The 23,603-nt window shown below is 66.3% G+C and carries 15 protein-coding genes and 3 pseudogenes; 9 read left to right on the top strand and 9 right to left on the bottom strand.

Annotation, left to right across the window (positions count from 1 at the left end; all coding sequences use genetic code 11):
• Positions 1 to 70: 70 nt before the first annotated feature.
• The 3 genes from ACFYZS_RS38965 (at position 71) to ACFYZS_RS38955 (ending at position 11,143) form a co-directional block, all read left to right on the top strand.
• On the top strand, positions 71 to 460 hold the full coding sequence (locus tag ACFYZS_RS38965; RefSeq protein WP_389023880.1) for a hypothetical protein: 390 nt from the start codon (positions 71 to 73) through the stop codon (positions 458 to 460).
• Positions 461 to 1,345: 885 nt separating this feature from the next.
• Positions 1,346 to 4,525 carry a LamG-like jellyroll fold domain-containing protein gene (locus ACFYZS_RS38960; RefSeq protein ID WP_389023877.1) on the top strand — a complete coding sequence of 1,060 codons (3,180 nt, stop codon included), beginning with the start codon at positions 1,346 to 1,348 and terminating at the stop codon, positions 4,523 to 4,525.
• Between the two features lie 120 nt (positions 4,526 to 4,645).
• Complete coding sequence (locus tag ACFYZS_RS38955) at positions 4,646 to 11,143, top strand: RHS repeat-associated core domain-containing protein (protein ID WP_389023873.1); 6,498 nt, start codon at positions 4,646 to 4,648, stop codon at positions 11,141 to 11,143.
• 648 nt (positions 11,144 to 11,791) lie between these two features.
• Here ACFYZS_RS38955 and ACFYZS_RS38950 read toward each other — a convergent pair.
• The 4 genes from ACFYZS_RS38950 to istB (ACFYZS_RS38935) form a co-directional block, all read right to left on the bottom strand.
• Positions 11,792 to 11,893, bottom strand: coding sequence for a helicase (locus tag ACFYZS_RS38950; protein WP_389023870.1), 102 nt, complete (start codon positions 11,891 to 11,893; stop codon positions 11,792 to 11,794).
• Positions 11,894 to 12,002: 109 nt separating this feature from the next.
• Positions 12,003 to 12,773: an IS21-like element helper ATPase IstB gene (gene istB, locus ACFYZS_RS38945; RefSeq protein WP_389023867.1), complete on the bottom strand. Its 771-nt coding sequence runs from the start codon at positions 12,771 to 12,773 to the stop codon at positions 12,003 to 12,005.
• On the bottom strand, positions 12,770 to 13,312 hold the full coding sequence (locus ACFYZS_RS38940; protein ID WP_389023864.1) for a hypothetical protein: 543 nt from the start codon (positions 13,310 to 13,312) through the stop codon (positions 12,770 to 12,772). The genes istB (ACFYZS_RS38945) and ACFYZS_RS38940 overlap by 4 nt, the downstream gene beginning before the upstream one ends.
• Before the next feature lie 91 nt (positions 13,313 to 13,403).
• Positions 13,404 to 14,177, bottom strand: a complete 774-nt coding sequence (gene istB / locus ACFYZS_RS38935; protein ID WP_389023861.1) for an IS21-like element helper ATPase IstB — start codon at positions 14,175 to 14,177, stop codon at positions 13,404 to 13,406.
• A gap of 50 nt (positions 14,178 to 14,227) precedes the next feature.
• Between istB (ACFYZS_RS38935) and ACFYZS_RS38930 the strand changes: the two genes are divergently transcribed.
• Complete coding sequence (locus tag ACFYZS_RS38930; protein WP_389023858.1) at positions 14,228 to 14,515, top strand: hypothetical protein; 288 nt, start codon at positions 14,228 to 14,230, stop codon at positions 14,513 to 14,515.
• A gap of 33 nt (positions 14,516 to 14,548) precedes the next feature.
• Here ACFYZS_RS38930 and istA (ACFYZS_RS38925) read toward each other — a convergent pair whose 3' ends face one another.
• From istA (ACFYZS_RS38925) to ACFYZS_RS38910, 4 genes and pseudogenes are all read right to left on the bottom strand, one after another.
• Entirely contained in the window at positions 14,549 to 16,024 is a 1,476-nt protein-coding gene (gene istA / locus ACFYZS_RS38925) for an IS21 family transposase (RefSeq protein ID WP_389023855.1), read from the bottom strand.
• Between the two features lie 211 nt (positions 16,025 to 16,235).
• Positions 16,236 to 17,099 (bottom strand): annotated as a pseudogene (istA, locus tag ACFYZS_RS38920) (IS21 family transposase); the annotation flags it as partial.
• A 446-nt stretch (positions 17,100 to 17,545) separates the two neighbouring features.
• On the bottom strand, positions 17,546 to 18,232 hold the full coding sequence (locus ACFYZS_RS38915) for a GIY-YIG nuclease family protein (protein WP_389023852.1): 687 nt from the start codon (positions 18,230 to 18,232) through the stop codon (positions 17,546 to 17,548).
• A 33-nt stretch (positions 18,233 to 18,265) separates the two neighbouring features.
• Positions 18,266 to 19,207 (bottom strand): annotated as a pseudogene (locus tag ACFYZS_RS38910) (IS5 family transposase).
• 245 nt (positions 19,208 to 19,452) lie between these two features.
• On the opposite strand from ACFYZS_RS38910, the gene ACFYZS_RS38905 reads away from it, so the two are divergent.
• Together ACFYZS_RS38905 and ACFYZS_RS38900 are read left to right on the top strand one after the other, a co-directional pair.
• On the top strand, positions 19,453 to 20,109 hold the full coding sequence (locus ACFYZS_RS38905) for a hypothetical protein (protein ID WP_389023849.1): 657 nt from the start codon (positions 19,453 to 19,455) through the stop codon (positions 20,107 to 20,109).
• A 191-nt stretch (positions 20,110 to 20,300) separates the two neighbouring features.
• The gene (locus tag ACFYZS_RS38900) at positions 20,301 to 20,711 is read left to right on the top strand and encodes a hypothetical protein (RefSeq protein ID WP_389023846.1); all 411 of its coding nucleotides are present in this window, start codon (positions 20,301 to 20,303) and stop codon (positions 20,709 to 20,711) included.
• 371 nt (positions 20,712 to 21,082) lie between these two features.
• Here ACFYZS_RS38900 and ACFYZS_RS38895 read toward each other — a convergent pair whose 3' ends face one another.
• A complete protein-coding gene (locus ACFYZS_RS38895) occupies positions 21,083 to 21,616 on the bottom strand; it encodes a restriction endonuclease (protein ID WP_389023843.1) in 534 nt (177 codons plus the stop codon).
• A 350-nt stretch (positions 21,617 to 21,966) separates the two neighbouring features.
• On the opposite strand from ACFYZS_RS38895, the gene ACFYZS_RS38890 reads away from it, so the two are divergent.
• The 3 genes and pseudogenes from ACFYZS_RS38890 (at position 21,967) to ACFYZS_RS38880 (ending at position 23,603) form a co-directional block, all read left to right on the top strand.
• Positions 21,967 to 22,518: a transposase family protein gene (locus tag ACFYZS_RS38890; RefSeq protein WP_389023840.1), complete on the top strand. Its 552-nt coding sequence runs from the start codon at positions 21,967 to 21,969 to the stop codon at positions 22,516 to 22,518.
• A pseudogene (locus tag ACFYZS_RS38885) lies at positions 22,445 to 22,693 on the top strand (transposase); the annotation flags it as partial. The gene ACFYZS_RS38890 and the pseudogene ACFYZS_RS38885, both read left to right, overlap by 74 nt.
• A gap of 544 nt (positions 22,694 to 23,237) precedes the next feature.
• Positions 23,238 to 23,603: a transposase gene (locus ACFYZS_RS38880; protein ID WP_389023837.1), complete on the top strand. Its 366-nt coding sequence runs from the start codon at positions 23,238 to 23,240 to the stop codon at positions 23,601 to 23,603.

Here is a 23,603-nt window from a genome sequence, read left to right as displayed (position 1 = left end):
GGGGACTCCGTTCTCCTGGACCATCAAGATCCAAGTGTCTCCGGTGTCCAAAATCCGGGGTCAGGGCCCCGTGGAACGCGAAGTCCTGCTGGACATCTTCCACGTCGAACCGGGCCTGCTCGCCGGCCGACGGCCACCGACGCTGCTGGCGGACAAGAACTACTACGGCCGCGTCTTCGAGCAGCATCTCGCCGACCTGGGAGTCCGGCTATTGCGGCCGGCCCGCAAGGGCGAACCTGAGCGGACGGGAGCTGAGCTGTTCAAGCCGATGCGGCAACTGATCGAGTCGGTCAACCAGACCCTCAAGGGACAGCTCGACCTTGAACGGCACGGCGGCAGGACCCCGGCCGGGGTCACCGTTCGGGTGCTACAACGACTCCTCGCCCTGACCGCCGCGATCTGGCACAACCACAAGACCAGCGGACCGGTCATCCGCTCGCTAACCGCCTACGACCACTGACCTTGGAATCAATCATCTAGAGCAGATTGAACGCCTCCTCGAGGCGGCCGGCCGGGCGAACAGCCTCGTGTAGGGCTTTAGGGTCATCGCCTGCCCGGCTTGCGTGCGGGTCCGGGTGATGCCGTTCGCCTCGTCGATGCGAGCCCAACCCCCAGCAGCTCGACCGTGGCATCCACCGCCGTCCACCAGCCCGTCGCCGCGTATGAAACGAGCACCTCCAGCGCGTCGTCTGTATGTGGTCTGTGAGTTAACAGACGAAAAGAGCAGTTTCCCAACCGAGATCATCTAGAGCTCTTGTCTGCTGATACCCGGAACGTGTGAGGGGTCTCACTATTGACGCCTGTGAACGGATGTCTGATATTTGGCCGGTTGGTAAAGATCTTGTAAGGGTAGGGGTGGGGTTTGAGGGGCCTAAATAGGCGCGCCCGAAATCGGGTATGCGCCCTACTTGCGTTGTCCGTGGCGGTGGTTGGTTCGCCAGCGGTCGCGGCGTCGGGACCGCCTGGCGTCAGCACGTCGGTGGAAGGCAAGGCGACGCAGCAGGCTCTGCGGAGTGGTGACCGTGTTGAGGTTGCTTCGCGGCGCACGGAGACGTCTCAGACGTTTGCAAATCCTGATGGAACGTTCACCCTGGAGTCGAGTGCCGCACCGGTTCGGGCGCGTCAGGACGACGGGTCGTGGGCACCGATCGACACCACGCTGGTTCAGGCGGCCGACGGCCGGATCCGGGCCAAGTCGACAACCGCCCGCGTGGAGTTTTCGCAGGGTGGGTCGGAGGGCTCGGCAGTCGCTCTGGCGAAGGGAGACAAGTAGGTCGCCCTTACCTGGCCTGAGCCGTTGCCGAAGCCTGCGTTGGCAGGCGCTACCGCCACGTATACCGACGTCATGCCAGACGTCGACTTGAAGCTCACCGCGGTCGCTACCGGGTTTACGCAGGTCCTGGTCGTCAAGACCGCGGCCGCAGCGAAGAACCCGAAGCTTGAGAAGCTCACGATGGCGGTCACCGGCACGGGCGTCAGCACAGCTCCGGGCCGCGATGGAGGGGTGCGCTTCGTCGACACGAACGGCGCGACGGTTTTCGACAGCCCTGCGGGCCAGATGTGGGACTCGTCCGGTGATCAGCAGGCCAAGCCGATGGCGTTCAGCAAGATTGCGACACTTTCCGCTCCTGTTGAGGCTGTCCGGCCCGACGACGGTGGAGGCACCCAAGACCCTGCCGCCGCTCCCAGTGACGGAGACAAGACCGCCAAGGTGTCCGTCACTGTCTCGGCGGACAAGCTGGAACTGACTCCCGATCTTGCCCTGCTGCACAGCCCGAGCGCGGTCTTCCCTGTCTATGTCGACCCCCCGGTCACGGGCCTGACGGCCGCGGACTGGACGGCCCTGTCTTCCGACGGCGACCGCTTCTGGGAGTTCAGCGGGGACAAGGGCGTCGGCCGCTGCTCCAACTCCGGCGGCTACCTTTGCTCCTACACCCCCTACACGCAGCGCATGTACTTCGAGTACCCGATGTCGTCGCTGTACGGGAAGAAGATCCTGGACGCGACGTTCGAGGTGTACCAGACCTGGTCCTTCAACTGCTCACAGCACAACTACTGGCTGGTGCGTGTCGACCAGGACATATCCAGTTCCACATCATGGGGATCGAAGCCTAACTATGCAGACCTCATGGGTGACCGCTGGTCCGCGATGGGCCGAGGAACACTGTGCAATCCCGCGCAGCCGGCCGACTGGCTGCGGTTCAGCGACAACATCCCGGACGAGCCGGACGAGAACCTGACTCCCACCGTCCAGTGGTCCGCCGACACGCAGAGGCCGAACCTCACCCTGGAGCTGCGCGCGGAAGACGAATCCGACGCAGCCACCTGGGCGCGGTTCCGCAACGACGCGAAGCTGTCGGTCACCTATATCTCTACTCCCGAGGTGCCGGACCCTGTGGGAGTCCAGAGCGGGACCACCGGTCGGGCGTGTAACCCCTCGACTAACCCTTATGTGACCAGCACGACTACCCCGAAGTTCATTGCAGGGGTCCAGTCTCCTGACGGCTCGCAGGCTCAGCTGCAGGGTGCGGTGGAAGTGTGGAAGGCCGACGGCTCACAGGTGGTCTGGGGCGCCTCGTCGCCCGACAACGCCTGGGTCGCCGACGATGCCGTACGAGACTTCACCGCACCGGCCTTGGCCCCTGAGACCGACTACGCGGTCCGGGCCCTGACCAAGGCCTACTACGCGACTGACCGAGGCGAAACGGGAGTTCTCTATTCCGGCTGGACCCCGTGGTGCTACTTCCGAATCGACACCGACAGCCCCCCAGCCCCGGTGATCTCGAGCACAGACGGCCTCTACAAGCCCGCCAGCAGCTCGTCGGTGGCAGGCGGAGTGGGAGTGCCTGGCGCATTCGCCTTCACCCCCGCTGACACCAACCCCGCGGTGGCCGGGCTGCAGTCCGATGTCGTTTCGTACAAGTGGCGCCTGAACAGCGGATCTGTCTCAGACCCGGTCCCGGTCCCCACGGGTACGGCGGCAACGCTCAAAATCTCGCCGGACCAGGCAGGCGAGAACACCATTCAGGTGTGGGCCTACGACGCCGCCGGCCACAGCTCTCTGACCGGCTACTACAGCTTCCTGGTCAAGGGAGCAGAGGCACCATCTGGCATTTGGCCCCTCGACAACTCCGGGGCAGACACCAACCCAGGCCAGACCAAGCACCCGCTCACGCTGGGCGGCGCGGCAGCTTTCACGGCCAAGGCCCGGGGCGGGACCCACGCACTGAGCGGAGACGGCAGCACCGCGTTCGCGGCCTCGACTGCCCCGCCGATCGACACCACCAAGTCGTACACCGTGTCGGCCTGGGCGAAAATCGACAGCAGCGGCATGTCGGCGAACCGGGCGATCCTCAGCGTGGACGGACAGCTCGCCAGCGCCTTCCACCTGTCCTACCTGACATCGAAGAAGACGTGGGCGTTGCGGCTGCCCAAAGAGGACTCCTCGAGCACCACGCTTGAGTACGTCGTCGCCGCAGCCAAGCAGCCAGCCACGCCAGGCGTCTGGACCCATCTGACAGGTGTCTACGACGCAGCCGACCAGCAGATTCGCCTCTACGTAAACGGACGACTGCAGGAGTCGGCGGCAGTCCCGGCGGTCTGGAAGGCCAACGGCCCCCTCCAGGTCGGAAGAATCCGCTGGAGAGGCACCTACGTCGACTACTTCCCCGGCGCGATCGACGAAGCCAAATCGTGGTCCAGGGCCTTGACGCCCGCAGAGATCGCCCAGGACGCACGCCTGGAAGACACCGATGGCACCGTCGGAGCCCCGCTCACAGCCAAGGTCGCCGACTGGAACGCGACCACAGCCAGCGGAACCCCCATCGCGGACAACTCCGGATACGGCAGGCCGATGACGCTGAACAGCGTCACTCTAGGAATAGACCCAGACACAGCTGGCAATGCGGACATCGGCCTTCCCACCCGCCAGGTCATGGTGCTCAACGGCAGTACCTCATATGCCACGGCAACCGGCCCACTCGTCGACGAGACCGGCTCCTTCACCGCCACCACCTGGGCACGCCTGGACGGCGAAAAGCTCAAGGACACGTCCAAGAGCTACAAAGTCCGGGTGATGGGCCAGTCCGGCTCAACCAACTCATCCTGGGGCCTTTGGTACGAACAAGCCGCAGGCAGTACTGCCGGAAAGTGGAAGCTGGGCCGTCCCACCTCCGATGCCACCGGCGTCAACTGGACGACCGTGGCCCAGTCCGACGTCGCGGACAAGGACCGCTGGGTGCGCCTGACCGCGGTATACGACGCCCAGCAGACGACCAGCAGCGGTGATGGCGACGGTGTGAGCCGCGGAGCGATGTTCCTCTACGTCAATACCGCCCAGTCCGGAAGCTCGCACGGAATTCCGTACTCGGCGCCTTGGCAGGGAAACGGCAACTTCGAGGTAGGCCGCGGCCTGGTCGACGGCGTCGAGACTCGCTACTTCCCGGGACACATCGCCGACGTGCGTGTGTGGACCGGCGCCATGTCCGCCACTGACATCGGCAACCTTTACGCGGCCGAGCAGTAACAGCTCCCCGCCCCGTGAGGTGTGGCCCGGCGACAGCGCCGGGCCACACCGACCCGTATACCCATCCCGCCCGGACTACGGGCACGGATCCGCCTTGCCATCTCCTAGAAGGAACGAACCGTGAAACCTGACGCACGCGGTACCTGGGCGCGAGCCGCTCTGGGCCGCTGGTTGGGACGCGGCGCGGTGACCGTCTCACTCGCGCTGCTGCCCCCACTGCTCACCGCACCACCCGCAGCGAACGCTGCCGGGACTGCCCACTTCCCTGGCCTGACGAAGCCGAAGATCGACAAAGTGGAGCCCTTCAAGAAGCGGCCCTCAAAGGCCCCCGCCGACCAAGCAGCCCCCGCCGACAAGCGCACCCGCGAAACCGTCGCGGCCGCCCACTGGCCCTCTGAGGGCGACATCACCCTGAGCCCCGCCCCCGGCCAGAACGCCACCGGAAAAGCAGGCAGCCTCAGCGTCGCCCTGCACGACGGTCGGCCCGACCCCAAGAAGACATCGGGACTGCGCTCCGCAACGGCAGATGGCGCGTCCCAGCAGACCGCCGACGCCAACCGCCTTACGGTCAAGATCCACAACCAGAGGACAGCAGAGCGTGCTGGTGTCACCGGCGTACTGGTAGGCCTCACCCCTCAAGAAAAGACACCCATAGGCGCTCCTACGCGATTCTCTCTTGACTACTCGTCCTTCGGGGCGATGTACGGCGGCGACTACGGCTCGCGGCTGCACCTGGTGAAGCTCCCGTCCTGCGCGCTCACCACCCCGGACCGCCCCGAGTGCCGCAAGAAGGAGCCCATCGCAAGCGAAAACAACACCAGCACCAAGACCCTTACGACAGACCTGCACGCCGTGAGCCTGTCGACGGGTCCCATGCTGCTGGCAGCCGAGGCAGGTTCCTCCTCAGGCTCAGCAGGCGACTACGGAGCGACGCCCCTTGGTCCCTCGGCCAGCTGGGAGGCTGGAGGCAGCACGGGTGACTTCAACTGGAGCTACCCCATGCGGGTCCCACCGGCCACGGCTGGACCGGCTCCCGTGCTCTCCATCGGCTACAACTCCGGAGCCGTCGACGGCCGGACCTCGGCCGAGAACAACCAGACGTCCGTTGTGGGCGAGGGATTCTCGATCACCGAGTCCTACATCGAACGCAAATACGCCTCCTGTAAAGACGACGGGCAGGCAGGCAAGGGCGACCTCTGCTGGAAATACGCCAATGCCACTCTCGTCCTGAACGGCAAGGCTGTCGAGCTCGTCAACGACTGCCCCACGGACGCCGAGTGCACGGCAGCCGCGCAGTCTGAGGCGGCCGGCGGCACCTGGCGGCTGAAGAACGACGATGCCACCCGAGTTGAGCACCTCACTGGCGCACCGAACGGCGACAACAACGGCGAATACTGGCGTGTCACCTCAACTGACGGAGTCCAGTACTACTTCGGCCAGCACAAACTGCCCGGCTGGAGCGACCACGGCACAGCAGCAGACGATGAAGTCACCGACTCGACCTGGACCGTCCCCGTCTCCGGAGACGATACGAGCGAGCCCTGCCACGGCGCCACCTTCGACACCTCCTTCTGCAACCAGGCATGGAAGTGGAACCTCGACTACGTCGTCGACACCCACAACAACGCCATGACCTACTGGTACGGAAAGAACACCAACAACTACGCCAAGTCCGGCATCGCCTCACCCGGCACGTCCTACGTCCGCAGCGGATACCTCAAGCGCATCGACTACGGCCAGCGCAGCGACCAGCTGTTCACCAAGCCCGCCGCGCAGCAGGTGACCTTCAAGTACGACCAGCGGTGCGTGGTCGCCAACGGCTGCACCTCGCTGACCAAGGACACGGCGAAGAACTGGCCCGATGTCCCCTTCGACATGATCTGCGATGACGGAAAGGCCTGCACCGGACTGGTCGGCCCGTCCTTCTTCACCCGCTACCGCCTCACCGACGTCAACACCTATGTGTGGACGGGCACCGGCACCACAAACCGGCAGGTCGACAACTGGCACCTCGAGCACTCATTCCCAGCGTCGGGGGATGCCTCAGCCCCGAGCCTGTGGCTGAACTCAATCCAGTCGACCGGCAAAGCCGGCGGTACGGATGTCGCCATGCCCAAGGTCGTCTTCGGCGGCATCCAGATGCCCAACCACGTGGAAGGCGGCGACAACACCCTGCGCTACTACAAGTGGCGCGTGCGGACCATCAAGTCCGAGAGCGGCTCGGTCGTCACCGTCAACTACTCTGACCCCGAGTGCATCAGCGGCACCAAGATGCCCAGCGCACCGGACAAGAACACTCTCCGCTGCTTCCCGGTGTACTGGTCGCAGGCAGGAGGCACACCGGAACTCGACTGGTTTCACAAGTACGTCGTCACTTCAGTGTTTCAGGAAGACACCACGGGCGGTGGCGACACTCAAGAGACCTACTACACCTACGGTGGCGGCGCCGGCTGGGCCTACGCTGACGATGATGGCATGACCAAGGAGAAATACCGCACCTGGTCGCAGTGGCGAGGGTACGCAAACGTAACCACTACAGTCGGCGACGAGACAGGCCCCAAGGCCAAGACCTACACCCTCTACATGCGCGGCCTCAACGGCCAGAAGCAAATGGACGGCACGACGCGGGTGGAAAAGGTAACCGACTCCACCGGCAAGGCCATCGACGATGCCCGTCAGTACGCCGGCCTCGTACGCGAGTCCATCACCTATGACGGCGCCACTGAAGTGACTGCCAGCGTCATCGACCCGTGGTCGCATCGGACCGCGAGCCACAAGTACGCATGGGGAACGACCGAGGCCTGGTTCGCCAAGCCCGCCACGACCACAACGCGCACCACCACCACGGCAGGAACCCGAACCACTTCTGCCACCGTGACTTATGACGATGACTACGGCAGCGCCACCACGGTCGACGACCAAGGCGACCTGGCCAAGACGGGCGACGAATCCTGCACGGTCAAGTCATACGCCCGGAATTCCGCAGCCTGGGTCGTAGCCCTTACGTCCCGGATGGAGACCTACTCAGTCCCCTGTGCCGGCCGGGCGAAGATGACCTTGCCCGACGACGTACTCTCCGATGTCACGACTGGATACGACGGCCAGGCCGTGGGTGTCGCTCCTACGAAGGGTGACATCACCTCGACGTACCGGCTCAGCTCCTACGCAGCCGGCCAGCCCGTCTACCAGACCGTCTCGACCTCGACCTACGACCTCCTGGGCCGCCCTACGACTGCCACCAACGCCCTCGGCCGCAAGGTCAGCACCGCCTACACACCAGCCGACACCGGATACGGCCCGCTCACCAGAAAGGTGGTCACCGACCCCAAGAACTTCACTGCCACGACCGACATCGACCCCGCATGGGGCGCCGCGACCAAACTGACCGACGCGAACGGCAAAGTCACCGAGTGGAGCTTCGACGCGCTCGGCCGACTCGTCAGCGTCTGGCAGCCCAACCGGGTCCGCACCTTGGGCGACGCCGCAAGCATCGTCTACGCCTACGCCGTCCAGCAGGACAAGGCCTCCTGGGTACGGACAGACACCCTCAAGGCGGATGGCCAGAGCTACAACAGCTCCTACCAGATCTACGACTCGGCCTTCCGGCCCCGCCAGCAGCAGACGCTTTCACCTGCAGGCGGTCGGGTCATCTCGGAGACGCTCTACGACGACCGCGGCTTGGGCTACAAATCCAACACCCAAGTCCACGACGGTGCGGCACCGACTGGCGATCTCGCGTCCACCGTCGCCGGATCCGTACCGGCCTCCACCGAGACGCTCTATGACGGAGCCGGCAGGTCCATCGCCTCAGTGTTCTCCGTCTACGGCCAGGAGAAGTGGCGCACCAGCACCTCCCACGCGGGCGACGAGACCGCGGTCACCGCTGCTCCCGGCGGCAACGGCGTACGCACCGTGGCCGATGCCCGAGGCCAGGTCATGGAACGCCGCCAGTACAGCGGGCCCAATCCGACCGGGACCGATTTCAGCAGCATCAAGTACACCTACACCCGCGGTGGCCAGGTCGAATCCATGACTGGTCCCGACGGGGCCAAGTGGACCTACACCTACGACCTGCGAGGTCGCCAAACCACGAAGACCGACCCTGACACAGGGGCCGTCACCTCCACGTACGACGATGCCGACCAGGTCCTGACGTCGTCCACCGTCCGAGACGGCAGCACCAAGACCGTCGTGCAGGACTACGACGAGCTCGGCCGGCTTCTCGGCACTTGGGACGGCATCAAGGACAACGCCCACCAGCTGACCAAATACACCTACGACACCCTGGCCAAGGGCAAGCCCACCGCCTCCATCCGGTACGTCGGTGGCACCACCGGCAAGATCTACTCGAACTCCTTCACCGGATACGACTCCATGGGTCGGGCAACAGGAGTCAAGACAGTTCTGGCCGCCAGCGACCCTCTGGTCGTCGCGGGCGCTCCTCAGATCTACACCACGTCCAGCGCCTACAACGTTGACGGAACGCTCGGAAACACCGTCCTGCCCGCCGTCGGCGGCCTCCCAGTTGAAACCGTCGCCTACACCTACAACGGCCTTAGCCTGCCGACGGGCGTGGCAGGCATGGCAAACTACGTCCGCTCCGTTGGCTATACCCAGTACGGCGAAGTCGAACAGACCGTGCTCGGCGTCTCCAGCACAGCCAAGCAGATGCAGGTCGTCAACCGCTACGAGGACGGAACCCGCCGGCTCTCCAACAGCCACACCCTGGACGACACGAACCCCGGATACACCAGTGACGTCGACTACGCATATGACGCCACCGGAAACGTCCTGTCCGTAAAGAACAAGGTCGCGGGTGGTGACAACCAGTGCTTCACCTACGACGGCCAGCGCCGCTTGGCCGAAGCCTGGACCCCCTCCTCCGGAGACTGCGCCGCAGCCCGCTCCACCGCAGCACTGGGTGGCCCGGCACCGTACTGGAACAGCTGGACGTACACCGTCGGCGGCATGCGAAGCACCCAGACCACACGCACCTCCACCGCCACATCCAGCACCACCTACACCTACCCCCCGGTGAACGCCAATGGCAGCGGGCAGCCGCACACGCTCAAGTCGGCAACGACCGGAACCCAGACGGACGCCTTCACTTACGACGAAACCGGTAACACGGCAGCCCGCAAGGGCCCGGCCGGCGCTGCCCAGACCCTGAAGTGGGACGTCGAAGGAAAACTGACGAGCCTGACCGAAGGAAGCACGACCACCAGCTACCTCTACGACGCAGCAGGCCAACTGCTCATCCGCAGCGGCCCCAGCGAGAGCATCCTCTACCTTCCCGCAGGACAGGAACTCCACTACAACCCCGCCACCAAAGCCTTCACCGGACAGCGGTACTACGGCACCGGTGGCGGCAAGGCCATCCGGAACAACGCAGGCCTGAACTGGATCGTTGACGACCATCACGGCACCGAGTCGCTGGTGGTCGACGCCACAACCCAGGCTGCAACGCGTCGCTACACCAAGCCGTTCGGTGAATCCCGCGGATCGGCTACACCAGCCTGGCCCGACGATAAGGGCTTCCTCGGCAAGCCCAAGGACGACGCAACCGGCCTCACCCACATAGGTGCACGCGAGTACGATCCAGTATCCGGCCGCTTCCTTTCCGTGGACCCCGTACTGGCACCCGAGGACCATGAGTCCCTCAACGGCTACGCCTACGCCAACAACACCCCGGTCACTCTCTCAGACCCCACGGGACTACGCCCACTGGCCACGGAAGCGGGCGGCGCGACAGAAGCGGCCTACCTCCACGACCACAACCTTTCGTGGGGCGGTAACCCCTGGCAGGGCTGGTATCTGAACGTAACTCGCTACGCCGAGACCGGCAGCGGGGGCATCCTCTCGGTCACCACCACCATCGGCCGAAAGACCGAGAGGACAACCGTCACCCTTTATAAGAAGGGACCCGAACCAGCTCCCACCCTCAAGAACGGAAACGGTGAAAGGAGATCTGGAGATTCCGGGTACCCGGCATCCTATGAGGGTGTCGAGATTCAATCACACACCAAGCTAAACTTGGGTCAGAAGATTGCGCTGGGTGTCATAACTGTTGTTAGCTTGGCTGTCGTAGTTGCTCCAGTGGCAGCAGAGTTTGGGCCCGCATGTCTTGCGGCGGCACCGGTGTGCGCAGCCGAACTTTCCGAAATGGCAACAGGCGGCGCATCAGGAGGAAGTGCCGCTGTAGGGTCATGGGCAGTCGGTGGTAGTGGCCGATCGGGCGCACCCCGGGCAATCGCCGCTGGCTCAGATATTTCCGAAGCGGCCGTGCTTTACGGGCCGTTCCATAGGATCGGTGGTACCAGTAAATCCCAGACGAATGCCGTGACTGACATGGTCATTAATTCTGGTCAGCTTAGAGGAAGGGCGCCGCGGGGAATCGCCGGTGGTGGGGAACCTACGGTGCAGGCGTACCCTGGAGCACTGCCGAAGGATGCCCCTCCGGGAAGTTTTGAGTTCTACACGACAGTGCAGCCGAAGAAGAACCCAATGCCGAACCAGGCTGCCTGGGAGCAAGGTGTAGAGCCGGGTGTAGGTCTGCTTAGAGCAGACGGAGAAGACTGGGCATGGATCCCGGCGTTCGTTACAGAGGTAAGGCGTTGAAACGAATCAATGTCGTCGAGATGCGCGGTGGCCGTAGGGCTCTGTATGTAGCGCATATCAACGTATCGGATAGGGAGCTGATCGAGCGATGGGGGCCATGTGAAGAGTTCGATGAGCCATGGGATCTAGGCCATCGGTACACGTTCGCGTTCAGGCTTGATTCGGGCTTGGACGCATCCCTAACGCGAGTGGAAGGACAGCCAATGCCAGGTTGGAGTCTTTTCATGCGCGACGACGAAGAAGACTGCTATAAAATGAACCGACTCCTTGTCGATTTTCTGGAAGAGTCGGCCATGAGCGCAGAAGATGTAACTCACCTAGGATTCCTGCCACCACCGCCTGGGTAAACCATCCACGACGAAACAGCTCAAAATATCCATAACTGCCTGCGGGCGGGCGAGGTGCCTGCCGCGCCCGCAGGCCCCGCCGTACTGGTACGTCGACCTGTCCGACGATTTCATCGTGACCTTACGGACGCTGTTGCCGTGTTGCAGCCCTGACCTGCACGAACACGCGACCGCAGCCGTCAGGGACCTGTGTTGCACCATCATCCGGTGCGGGAGGGCGTGACGAGGGCCCCGGGGGTTACGACGTTCCGGGGCCTTCACTTCGCTGACTTCCCAGCTCAACGATGGCCGAGGTGGCGTGTCACGCCCAGTCCACGCCCAGCTCCCGCAGTGCGTCCAGCTGCTCCTGGCTGAACCTGTCGCGGCGGGTTTTGGTGTTGGAGACCCGCACACGCAGCTTCACGACAACCGGCTCCGCCTCGCCCTCGGCCGAAACTTCTGCGCCGTGGCTGCGCGGTGTCCGCGTACTCGCTTGAGTGCGCCGCCCCGTACGAAGTTGTGTGCGCCACTGGTCAGGCCACGTCGGTGTCCCGCTGGATCGCCTGGAGGCGGTTCTTGAGGCGGTAGCTGGGGCCGTTGATGGAGACGACGTCGCAGTGGTGCAGGAGGCGGTCGAGGATGGCGGTGGCGAGGACTTCGTCTCCGAAGACCTGGCCCCATTCGCCGAAGGTCTTGTTCGAGGTCAGGATGATCGAGCCCTTCTCGTAGCGCTTGGAGATGACCTGGAAGACCAGGTTCGCCTCCGCCCGCTCGAGCGGCTGGTAGCCGACTTCGTCGACCACGAGGACGGCGGGGCGGAGGTAGCTGGTGAGTTTGCTCATCAGCCGGCCCTGGTCTTCGGCGGCTTTGAGGTGACGGACCATGTCGTCGAGGCTGGTGAAGTAGATCGAGTAGCCCGCTCGGCAGGCCGCGACGGCGAGTGCGACGGCGAGGTGGGTCTTGCCGACTCCCGGCGGCCCCAGCAGGGCGACGTTTGCCTTGTCCTCGACGAAGGACAAGGTGGCCAGGTCCTTGACCTTGCGCGGGTCGAGTTCGGGCTGGAAGGTGAAGTCGTAGTCCTCGATCGTCTTGTGATGCGGCAGCTTCGAGAGCCTGAGGCCGTTGCGAAAACGCCGGTCGTCGCGGACGGCCAATTCTTCGGAGAGGACCAGGTCGAGCAGGTCGAGGTAGCCCATCTTCGCCTCGTCGGCCCGCTGGATGTAGTGGCTCAGGGCTTCGGCCAGGTGCGGCAGCCCGAGGCTGGCGGCGGTGGTGCGGATGCGGGTGCTGACCAGCTCACTCAACTGGGCTCCTCCGGTGCGGGGTGGGTGGTGAAGGGGCGTGTTCCGGTCAGTTCGTCATAGACCGACAGGGGTCGGCGGCCGACTTCGACTCGGACGGCCGCGGCCCGGGTCAAGAGAGCCATCAGCGAGCGGGCCTCCTCGCCGACGGCGCCCCGCTGACGGGGTTGAGGAGGGACATCACTGGTGGTGGTTCGACTGCTCTTGCCGTCTGGAAGTCCGTCCCAGTGCTTCTCGTCGACGACGCAGGCTCCGCGGCCGACGGCCCTGTGGTGCATCGCGAGCAGGGTGTCGCCGTTGGTGTCTGGGACGGTGGAATGCAGGATGATCTGAGACTTCGTGGCTCTGACTTCCACCAGCTGACGGGGGCGGACTTTGCGGGCCGGTACTGAGTAGAGGTTCGCGTCGAAGGCGACCAGGCAGTCCTTGCCGACGTGCCTCAGGTGCCGCTGGGCAACCACATACGGAGCTTTCGGCAGCGGCCGCAGGGCTGTGTGATCGCGAGCGGCCCGGTGTCCGATGACCTCTCTGTCAACGGTCATCGAGATGCCCAGGTGGGTGGCCGTTGGGTGTCCAGGCTGGTGGCCATCAGAAGTCCAGGCGTGTGGCCAGTGGTGTTCCTGGGGGTGGGGGTCAGTTCAGGGGGATCGCTCCCTTCCCGGCGAGGGCCTCGGCGAGGCGGTGTGAGTCGCCGGTGGTGGTCACGAGGTGAGCGTGGTGCATGAGGCGGTCGGTGCTCGCGCCGGCGAGAGTCTTCGGCATGATCGTGTCGAAGCCTGAGGGGTGAATGTTGCTGGTCACGGCGATGGAGCGTCGTTCGTAGGCGGCGTCGATGATGCGGTAGAACGCTTCGGCGGCGTCTTCCCCGACGGGCAGCAGGCCGATGTCGTCGATGACGATGAGGTCCGCGCGGCAGATCCGGGCGACGGTCCGTGCGGTGGACCCGTCGACCTTCGACTTGCCGATCGCGGCGCTCAGCGTCTCCAAGGTGAACCAGGACACCCGCAGGTCCTTCTCGATCGCGGCCTGGGCGAGTCCCTCGGTGAAGTGGCTCTTGCCCGTGCCCGAGGGGCCAGCGATCACCAGGTTCTCGGCGCGGCCGATCCATTCCAGGGTGATCAGGGAGTTCTGGGTGGGTTCGGGGATGGTGGAGTCCTCGGCCCGCCAGGATCCCAGGGTCTTGCCGGTGGGGAAGTTCGCCGAGTGGCGACGAAGACGCCGGGTGGCGGCGTCGCGGCCGGTAACCTCCTCGGAGATCAGCAGCCGCAGGACCTCTGCGGGATCCCAGCGTTGGGCGCGTGCGGTGGCCAGGACGTCGGGGGCCGCTTTGCGCATGTAGGGCAGGCGCATGCGACGCATGAGCTTGTCGAGTTCCTCGGGCAGAGCCGGGGCCTGGGGAAACGTCATGGCTTCTAAATTCCTTCGTCGGTCTGGATAGGCGCCGATACGCTCGGCGGATGATCGATATGCAGGTGCGTGGTGACAGCGGCGACGTCGTTGCTCGGGCAGGCGGGGTGGAGTGGACGTCTGCTTTCGGTGATTTGGATCCGGGGCTGTTCCCGATGCTCTGGGGCCTGATCCCGTATGGGGATGCGGTCTTCAACCATCGGCAGGTGTCGCTCCTGCTGACAGAACTCGACCGGCTCCCGGCCGCTTGCGGTGGCGACTGGGTCGAACGGGCCCGCGAGTTGTGCCAAGTCGTCGAGCAGGGGTCCCACCGGTATCTCTGGTTTGTCGGCGACTGACCGCGGAGTCGTGCGTGATCCTGAGGGCATCGCCTACTGGCCCAAGGCCTGCCAGGCGATAGTTCCGTTCTGGACGGAGTGAGCCTCGTCCGCGCGGACGACCTCGCCGGCGGGCTTGCTGTCCGCGATGTGTCCCAGGATCGAAAGCAGGTCCTCGTCGGCGAAGCGCCCGGCCGTGGCCGCCAGGCCCAGGGCCTGGTCGACCCGGTCGTTGCCCAGGACGGTGGCCAGCTCGACTGCGCGGGCCATCTTGGCGCGGATGCGGGTGGCGCCTGCGGGCCCGGCCTCCTTGAGCCAGCGCCCGGCGCCGGGACCGATGCCCACGAACGCGATCTCCGCTTCCGAGCGGGGCTGCAGCCTCGGCTGGTGGATGCCGCGGCCGTCAGGGTGGTCGGGATAGTGGGCGTCGATGATCTGCGGAACACCCGGGGTGGAGAGCTGGTGGCGCCAGATCTCCGAGAGATCACCGGAGTTGGTGCGGGCGGTGATGGACAGTTCCTCGCCGACGACCCGGCACCACACCCTGGCGCCGGTATGGCCTGGCGGGGTCGAGTAGCGAACCGAGTTGAAGCTGATGGTGCGGTCCGAGCCGACCACTCGTTCCTCGCCCAGCGCGAGCGCGAGCGGCTCGATGGGCAGGACATGCAGTGTGGTGCGTTCGATGTCCAGACGGCTCGCGGGTATCTGCCCGGTTGCCCGGTGGCGGCGGGAGTTCACCTGCTCGCACCAGGCGAGGCAGGCATCAGCGAGCTCGGCGAAGGAGTCGTAGGCGGCCAGCAGATTCGCGCTGGTGGGCACCAGGTCGGCCTTCGCGATACGGACCGTGGCCGCCGCTCCGCCCTTCGATTCGGGGTCGTAGGGCACGCAACTGACGACCTGGCAGCCGTAGTGCCGGCCCGCGGCGACCATCTGCGGGTGCCGCACCGGGATCCCGGCGATGTGCTCGACGGTGACCGTTTTCGCGTTGTCGGTCAGGACATAGGTCGGTGCCCCGCCGATCCGGCGCAATGCGGTGTCCAGGCAGGCGACCAGCGTGCCCAGCGTGCAGTCCCAGACCGGGATCACGACCCGGAACCGCGACCAGGACAGCCATGCGCAGAACAGCCAGGTCCGCCGGCCGCCGATCCGAGGGCCTTCGCCCCAGTCGAACTGCAGCCACCAGCCCGGCTCGGGAATCCACGGCCGGTAGGTCCGGCGCTTGCCCGCCTTCCACGCCGTCTTCGCCGCGTTCACCGCCCGTCTCGTCGAGCGCGCGCTGCCCCGGTAGCCCATCTTCACGAGCTTCTCGTGGACCACGTCGGCGCGGATCGTCGCCTTCGACTGCTCGACCCACTCCTCGACTTTCTCCAGGAACGCGTCGATCATCTTCGGCCGCGGCTCTCGCTCATAGGGATTGCGCCCGCCGTCACGGGCCTCGACGTACCGCTTGACCGTCTTCGGGTCGTGCCCCGCCAAGGCCGCCGCCGACCAGACCGTCCCGGTCAGGTCGTACGCCTCAAGGATTTCCATGATCTCTCTGTCAGACTTCGTCACAGGACCTCTCCGGCCGGTAGCTGATGCACGCAAACACCAGCAAACCGGACGGAGGGGTCTCCTTCAGATAAAGAAGCGATCAGGAACACCACAGGTCAGACGGCCATACGCCGGGAATTCCGGTGGCCATTAGCCTGGACTCAACTGGCCGCACACCTGGACTTTGCCACGGCCGCCGTCACTGTCAGTGGGTGCCGTGAACTTTCGCCCGCCGCAACGGCACCCAGGCCGTGAAGGCGGCATTCATCTCCCCGATCGACGAGAAGGCCCAGCCGGCCAGGACATGGTCGCGGACGATGTTCACCTGACGCTCGACCCTGCCCTTGCCTTGCGGCCGGTAGGCCGCCAGCACGTCGATGACGTAGTCATAGTGGCCTGCGAAGGCGACCGCCTCCGGGTGCAGCGGGACCGCCTCGCCCGGGGCGACGTGCCGGCGCACGACGGTCTTGGTGCGGTCGTAGACGATCGACATCGGCACCCCGGCGAAATGGGCGAAGGCCTGCCGGTGGCAGTCGAAGAAGGTGGCCAGGTCCTGGCTGGTGGTGAAGCAGCAGAACGGATCACGGGAGTAGGACAAGGTCATGTGGAAGGAGTAGACCTTCGGGATACCCACGTGGGCGAGGATCTGACCCTCGTCGCCCCAGTCGACCTGGGCCTGAGCACCGGGCACGACTTCGAACCTGCGGTGCAGGCTGGCCAGTTCGCCAGGGCTGATGCCCATTTCCTGAGCGATGCGGGGGCGGGCTTCCTGCATGTAGAGCTTCACCCGCTGGTAGGTGCCGGTGAAGCCATACTCAGCCACCAGTCGCTCGTGGACCACGGCACCTTTGATCAGGATCTCGGACCTCAGCATCGCATCGATCAGCGGCGCGACCTCATCCACCATCCACCGGCGGCCGCGGGCGGGCCCAGCCCGCCGGGGCGGTGCGGCCGCAGCTTCGGAGCACAGGTACTTGCGGACCGTGCGCCGGTTGAGCCCTGTCTCCCGCGCGATCTCCGACAAGCTCATTGCCCCGGACTCAAGCAGCCCACGAAACCGTCGAAGTTCCATCCACCGTTGCGGATCCAACACCACGGTCAGCCGCCCTCCACCACCCTGAACAGGCCAGCGGCAGACTGCCCACGAACGATCCCCGCTACGTCAGCAGCCGGGCACGTTCATCCGTACGTGACTGGGCACGATCACGTGTACGCCGACAACCACGTCCTTCACGGCCGACTCGTCCCCGACAGCAGGCTGGTGCCATACCCCCGCCTCCACCACTGGGCCACGCCCAAGGACATCCAGGCAGCCCGCGACCACCAATCCATCCGATCATGAAACTACGCACAGCGCAGACCGGTGATTCACCCGTATCCGCACGTCTGGGCGGCGGTACGTGCTGTGTTGGGGTTGCCAGTTGACGTCCGAACCGAGGGAGCTGACCCGCACCACTGCCAGCGCAGGACGCCCAGACTCGGCCCTGCAGGGGCCTTCCCCACAGCCTGAGGCATGTCCTAAATGCTGCGGAGTTCCTCGATCGCATCCATGACGACGCGGGCCGGGTCTCCCAGAGGGGTCAGGTCGAACCATTCCCCGCGTACCCGGTGCCCTGCGAACCTCTTGTGCAATGCCTTCTCGAAGTCGCCTTCCACTTCCAGGATGGGGAACAGCTCGGCGGGATGGGCGGTCTGGAGCTGTTTCATCCGCAGGGTTGCCGTGCTCGAGGTCTGGCCGATCTTGACGATCGGGGAGCCGGCCATCCCGATGACGTACGTCTTGATGGCCTTGCCCGCGCCCGCGCCCGCGCCCGCGCCCGCGCCCGCGCCCGCGCCCGCCCCCGCGCCGGTGACCGTGGCAGGGTTGCGGGGAAGGGGGATGCCCTGGCCATCGGGCGCCTGCGCTGCCTGTTCGGGCTCCCAGTCGTCCGCGTCAGCGGGGTCCAGGTAGCGCACGATGGGCGTGCTGGCGGCCTGCACGATCAAGGTCTTGTCGATCGGTGTCCCATCCGCGCGGAGTGTCGTGCGGACCGTTTGCATGACCAGGACCGGCCCGCCGTAGCCGAAGGCCTCCAGCTCGGCGGCGGTGGCGGAACGGCTGATGGTCTCAGTCAGCTCGGCCACGGCTTCCGCCGGTACGTGCAGGCACATGCCCCGGTGGTGGCGCAACGCGCCGATTCCCGGGCGCTGGCGCGAAGTCGTCATAAGAAGCAGGCTAAGGCCTGTGTGATGTCGTGATCAGTCGGCGGTTTTGAGGAGGTCGTCGATCCAGATCATGGCGGCGCGGAGGTGGAGGCCTGCGAGGTAGCTTTCTGGGGTTTTGTCGTAGCGGGTGGCGATGCCCCGCCAGGCTTTGAGCTTGTTGATGAGGCGCTCGACGGTGTTGCGTTCCTTGTAGAGGTCGGCGTCGTGTCTGATGGGCCGGCCGCCTCCCGCCCCCTTCTTCCTACGGTTGGCGGCCTGGTCCCTCTTCTCCGGGATGACGGCTTTGATCCCACGTTTGCGCAGGTAGGCGCGGTTGCCGCGGGAGGAGTACGCCTTGTCCCCGGCGACCGCGCCGGGTGTCGTGCGGGGACGGCCGACGGGCAGGCGAACTCGAACCTTCTTGAGCACGGGGATGAACTGCGGGCTGTCACCGGCCTGCCCGGCGGTCAGGACCAGGGCGAGCGGACGGCACTGGCGGTCCGCGGCGAGGTGAATCTTGCTGGTGAGGCCGCCCCGGGACCGGCCGAGCAGGGCTTCCTTCAGGCGGAGCCTGTGCCTGCGCCGGATGCGCCGACGTTCGTCCTGTCCGTTCTGTTCCTCCGCGCCTCCCCCTTTTGGCGGGCTGCCTCCTCTTCCTGCACGGCCTCTTCCAAGGTCTTCATGAGGTGCTTGCTGACCCGCATGCCCGCGGCGTCGTGGTGGGCGCGGACCGTGGTGGAGTCCACGCTGACCAGCGACAAGTCCGTCCTGCCGACGCCGGCCCCCTGGGCGATCATGCCTTCCAGCAGGGCGGTGAAGACACCGGCGTCCCGCCACACGCGAAAGCGCCCGTAGACAGTCGCCCAGGGGCCGAACTCGGCAGGCATCTCCCGCCACTGCCCACTGGAACCGCTCCGGATACGGCCCGTACCTGCCGATCGGCAGATACGGCTCGATGAACTTCCACTGGGCATGGGTGAGTTGCCTACGCGTCACGACACCAGTCCTACCGGATCCCACCCCGCGAACGGGGCAGAACCCAGCATCTGATCACGACACCACACAGGCCCTAGTTGAGCGCTCCCCTCGCTGGGCGCCTTCCGACAGCCCGCGGGGTCCGGCGGCCCCGGCTGAAAGAGCCCAGCTCCCTCTGCGCCCGACACCGTGAGCGTCGCGGCGAGAGTCCATCGTTCGGGTGAACCCCATCCTGCAGGCCCAGGGCGCAGGGGAGTATGGGATCCATGACGGATCTGCGCCAGGACGCTCCTGAGCCACCCGCCCTGATCGCCATCCGACACCGGGCCGGCCTGGCCGATGAGATGTGGCGTGAACTCGCGCCGCTTCTGGCCGAGGAAGGCATCACCGCCGACACCGACCCCACCGATCTGCCGACGCTCCAGGCCGCACTGGACCGTGCCGTCGCCCGCTACAACACCGCGCTGTTCACTCCGACCGGCCGGGCCCGCGCGGACGCCGCCGCGCTGCTGCGGCAGGTAGTGGCCTCCTTTGCCGCTGGTGAGACCGGGCATGCCGCCCGCCTGCTCGACTTCCTCGGACCGGAACCGAGCCAGACGCAGCCAGCTACGAGCACGGCCTGCATCGGCCTGGCCCTGAGCCTGCTGGACGCCTGGTCAGCACCTGCTGCGGGCGCTCCGGCTGGCCTGCTGGCCGGTACGGCTCTTCCCGCCGGGCACTGGCGCGGCGAGCGCGCCGCGTCCGACATCCTGGCCCTGGCCCGCAAAGGCCGTGCGCACCGCAGCCACCAGCGTCTGATTGCCCAGCACGGCGGTCACCATGTCATGGACGGGGCTGCTCTCGCCCTGGGCGCCACCGTCCAGGCGTGGGCCAAGCGCACGGACATCCCGGCTCCGGAGATCGCCGAAGCGGCCATCGGCTGACCGCTCGCTGCGCGCGTCACGGGCACCCTGCCTCGTGGACTGGTCAACCGCGGGCGGCCGCGGCCCGATTTCTGCAGCCGGCCCGTACGCCACCCACCCGGGCCCTGCGTGTCCTTAGCCGGGCAAGCCGGCCTCGGCGTACCGTGGCGCCCGCGAGGGCGACTTCGCCCGCCCAGCCGTCCGGGAGCACCATGTCCGCGATCTTGATCAGTGGCGCGTCAGCCGACCTCGAAACCGAACTGCGGGCCCTGCTCGCTCGGCATCCCATCTCGACGGCCGTGCACATCGAGCCGCACCAGCCGTGGAGCTGTGAGCAAGCCGGGTATCTCCTTGGCGATCTCCCGGACAAGACCCGCCGCTTCGTTGCCGACGTGGTCCGTGCAGACGGGGCCATCGGGAACTGCGGGTTCGCGGGACGTGAGATGAACTCGCTCAGCCGTGCCGTCAGCCGCGGCCAGCGGCAACACCGCCTGCCCAAGGACCTGGCCAGCCCTGTCCAGAGCCGCCCCAGGGCAGGAGACGGGCGCTCGTGGTCGACGTCCGGGTACGTCATGCTGGCTGCCGATCTTGCGGCCTTCCGCGAGGCCATGCTGCTTCACTGAGCACTGGCCTCCGAACGACGTCTTCGCCGCCCGCCTTCAACGTGCGCCGCCACGAGATCTTGGCGGCCGCGCACGCCTGGACAGCCGTCTGGCAGCCAGCCTGTGGAGGCAAAGCTCACCGCGCGCCGCGGATCAGGGCGTCGACGGCTGCGGCGGCCTAGCTGGAGGCGTCCGCCCGCAGCTGGGCCGATGCCAAGGCGGCACGCGCCGTCTCCACACGGCTCTTAGCCTCCGCTACGCGCGCGGCCGCTTCCGTCAGGCGTGTGGCTTCCACGATGTGTGAGTAGTTGAAGCACAGCAAGTAGGCGCAAACCCGGCGGCCACGCCGAAGGTTCTGCGGCTTCATGAGACAGCGCCATCAGCAGCTGCTGCTACAACATCCACGGAGCGGGCCCAGTGTGGGTCGCCCAGGCGCCGAGTGCTGTGTGATCGAACAGGCGGATTCCGTGCTGTGTGCCGTAGTTGATGGCCGGTTTGGTGAAGACGGACGTCGTAACGACTGCGGCAACCTGCGCGCCGTGGACGGTGAAGCAGGTGCCGCCGAATCGCTGGAGGTCCGGGCTGCCGACCTTCGTGGTGAGCCCGTAGCGCTTGCACTGGATCACAATGCGCCTGCCGTCGGGCGCGGTGGCGAGGACGTCAGCGCCGAGGTCCCCGGCCCCGCCGACGACCCAGGCGTTGGTACAGCCGTCGCGTTCGCAGAGGAAGGCAACCGCCTCCTCGAACTCGCGCGGCTTCATCTCGTGGTAGCGGGCGATTTCGGTGGACTGGATCGCCTGGAGCCGTCGGCGTTCGGCTGCCTGGCGGTTGTTGTACCTGGAGTGCAAAACGAGGCCGCCGACGAAGAGGAACAGGGGCAGTAGTGCTGCCACTCCCAGTCCGTCGGCCGCCATGACCAGGGCCATGCTCCCTGCTATGAGGGCGCCGATGGTGTAGGCGCAACCCCCGCAGCCCAACGGGTCGGACTGTTGCTCTCCTCGGCGTGCGGACGTGTTCAAGATCTCCCCTGGGTTTGCTGGTGCTGGGGGAATCATGCAGGGCTGTGAACGCTGCAGGTGGACTGTGTGTCCGTTCCGTGACGTAGCGAGGTCGAGCGTTCCCGACTGTGTCGGCAGATCGCATAGGTCGGCCCGGGCGCCCAACCATGGCGTGTGTCCGGTGACAATGATGAGACTCTTTGAAAATGGCTGTGGCGGATATTTCGTGACGGTCAGTTCTAAACATCCTGTGTAGCCCTCGATGTCCGTTCCCCAGCATGGTGCTTGTGGGGGACGAACAGCGGTTCTGGGGCTTGGTGTGGCCTGACGTCGACGGGGTTGTCGTGGACGGTGTGGAGGTGGTTGAGGACGCCGTCAGGATCGATGTGCATGCCGGCCAGCGGGCCGTGAACTGTCCAGCCTGCGGCATGGCCGCCTCCCGGGTGCACAGCATGTACAGACGGCGGTTGGCAGACCGCCCGATCGGGGGACGGCGGGTGTTTCTCATGCTGATGGTCCGCCGTTTCTTCTGTGACAACGTCGCCTGCAAGCGCCGGACCGTCGCGGAGCAGGTGGAACACCTGACGACGCCGTACCGGCGCCGCACCCAGGCGGTCGCCCGGATGGTGCAGGCGATCGGGCTGGCCGTTGGTGGCCGGGCCGGCGCCCGGCTCGCCGACTACCTGCCGGTGCGGGTCAGCCGGGACGTGATCGTGCGGGAGGTCCGGCGGGCTCCCGGACCCGCCGTCGGGCCAGGTGACGGTGCTCGGGATCGACGAGTTCGCCTTCCGCAAGGGCGCCACCTACGGCACCGTGCTCATCGACGTTGAGACACGGCGACCGATCGACTTGCTGCCCGACCGCACCGCGGACACGGTGGCCGCCTGGCTCGCGGACCACCCCGAGATCAAGGTGATCTGCCGGGACCGGTGCAACACGTTCAGCCAGGCCGCCGCCCGCGCGGCACCCGACGCGATCGAGGTAGCAGATCGCTGGCATTTGCTGCACTCGCTCGCCCGCGCGGTCGAACGCACCGCCCACCAGCACCGCGCCTGCCTGCGAAAAGACGCCGAGACCGGCGATCTAGACGAGCCCGCAGAGCCGTCGGATCCCGCGGCCCTGGCCGCGCTGATCGAACCGCCGGAGCCCGCCGACCCACCGGACGGCCAACTCCTGGCCCGCGTCCGCCAATGGCACACCGACATCCACCAGCTGCGCGAACGCGGCTGGACCATCAGCGCGATCGCCCGCCGCCTGGGCCGGGACCGCAAGACCGTGCGCCACTACCTGACCACCGACCTCGACCATCCTCGCCTCTGCCCGCGAGCGACGCCCCGACGGCCACATCAACCGCTTCAAGCCCTACCTGCAACAACGCTTCCTCGGTGGAGTCACCAACGCTGCCGCCCTCTTCCGCGAGATCCGCGAACGCGGCTACCGCGGCAGCCGCGTCGTCGTCACCAAATACATCGCGACCCTCCGCGCCGGCACCGCCGCCCCCGAACCACCGCGGCCGATCCCCAGCCCCCGCCGAATCACCACCTGGATCATGCGCCACCCCGACACCCTGACCGACAGCCAGCGCGAACAACTCGACCGCATCCTGGAAGCCTGCCCCGACCTCGCCACTGCCCGCGACCTCGCCCACGAGTTCAGCACCATCGCCCGCGAACGCCGAGGCCACGACCTCACCCACTGGATGACCCGCGCCCTCGACCACGGACCGCAGCCGGTCCAGGGCTTCGCCGCATTCCTCCAGAACGACTGGGACGCCGTCGTCAACGGCCTCACCCTGCCCTGGAGCTCCGGCGCCGTCGAAGGCCAGGTCACACGGATCAAGTTGATCAAGCGCCGGTCGTACGGGCGGGCGTCCTTCGCTCTCCTGCGGACGCTGGTTCTCGCTCAGCCGCCGTGA

It is taken from the genome of Streptomyces sp. NPDC001903 (assembly GCF_042891345.1).
Taxonomy (GTDB): Bacteria; Actinomycetota; Actinomycetes; order Streptomycetales; family Streptomycetaceae; genus Streptomyces.
Note: the sequence above shows the minus strand (reverse complement) of the source record. Positions and strands in the feature narration are given on the sequence as shown.

Excerpts from the sequence above, each read along its gene's own strand:
- ACFYZS_RS38940 (WP_389023864.1), bottom strand. The coding sequence starts at position 13,312 with ATGACCGTTGACAGAGAGGTCATCGGACACCGGGCCGCTCGCGATCAC.
- ACFYZS_RS38960 (WP_389023877.1), top strand. The coding sequence starts at position 1,346 with ATGCCAGACGTCGACTTGAAGCTCACCGCGGTCGCTACCGGGTTTACG.
- ACFYZS_RS38895 (WP_389023843.1), bottom strand. The coding sequence starts at position 21,616 with ATGGCCCTGGTCATGGCGGCCGACGGACTGGGAGTGGCAGCACTACTG.
- istB (WP_389023861.1), bottom strand. The coding sequence starts at position 14,177 with ATGACGTTTCCCCAGGCCCCGGCTCTGCCCGAGGAACTCGACAAGCTC.
- ACFYZS_RS38905 (WP_389023849.1), top strand. The coding sequence starts at position 19,453 with ATGACGGATCTGCGCCAGGACGCTCCTGAGCCACCCGCCCTGATCGCC.
- ACFYZS_RS38930 (WP_389023858.1), top strand. The coding sequence starts at position 14,228 with ATGATCGATATGCAGGTGCGTGGTGACAGCGGCGACGTCGTTGCTCGG.
- istA (WP_389023855.1), bottom strand. The coding sequence starts at position 16,024 with ATGGAAATCCTTGAGGCGTACGACCTGACCGGGACGGTCTGGTCGGCG.
- ACFYZS_RS38915 (WP_389023852.1), bottom strand. The coding sequence starts at position 18,232 with ATGACGACTTCGCGCCAGCGCCCGGGAATCGGCGCGTTGCGCCACCAC.
- ACFYZS_RS38890 (WP_389023840.1), top strand. The coding sequence starts at position 21,967 with ATGGTGCTTGTGGGGGACGAACAGCGGTTCTGGGGCTTGGTGTGGCCT.
- ACFYZS_RS38900 (WP_389023846.1), top strand. The coding sequence starts at position 20,301 with ATGTCCGCGATCTTGATCAGTGGCGCGTCAGCCGACCTCGAAACCGAA.
- ACFYZS_RS38880 (WP_389023837.1), top strand. The coding sequence starts at position 23,238 with ATGCGCCACCCCGACACCCTGACCGACAGCCAGCGCGAACAACTCGAC.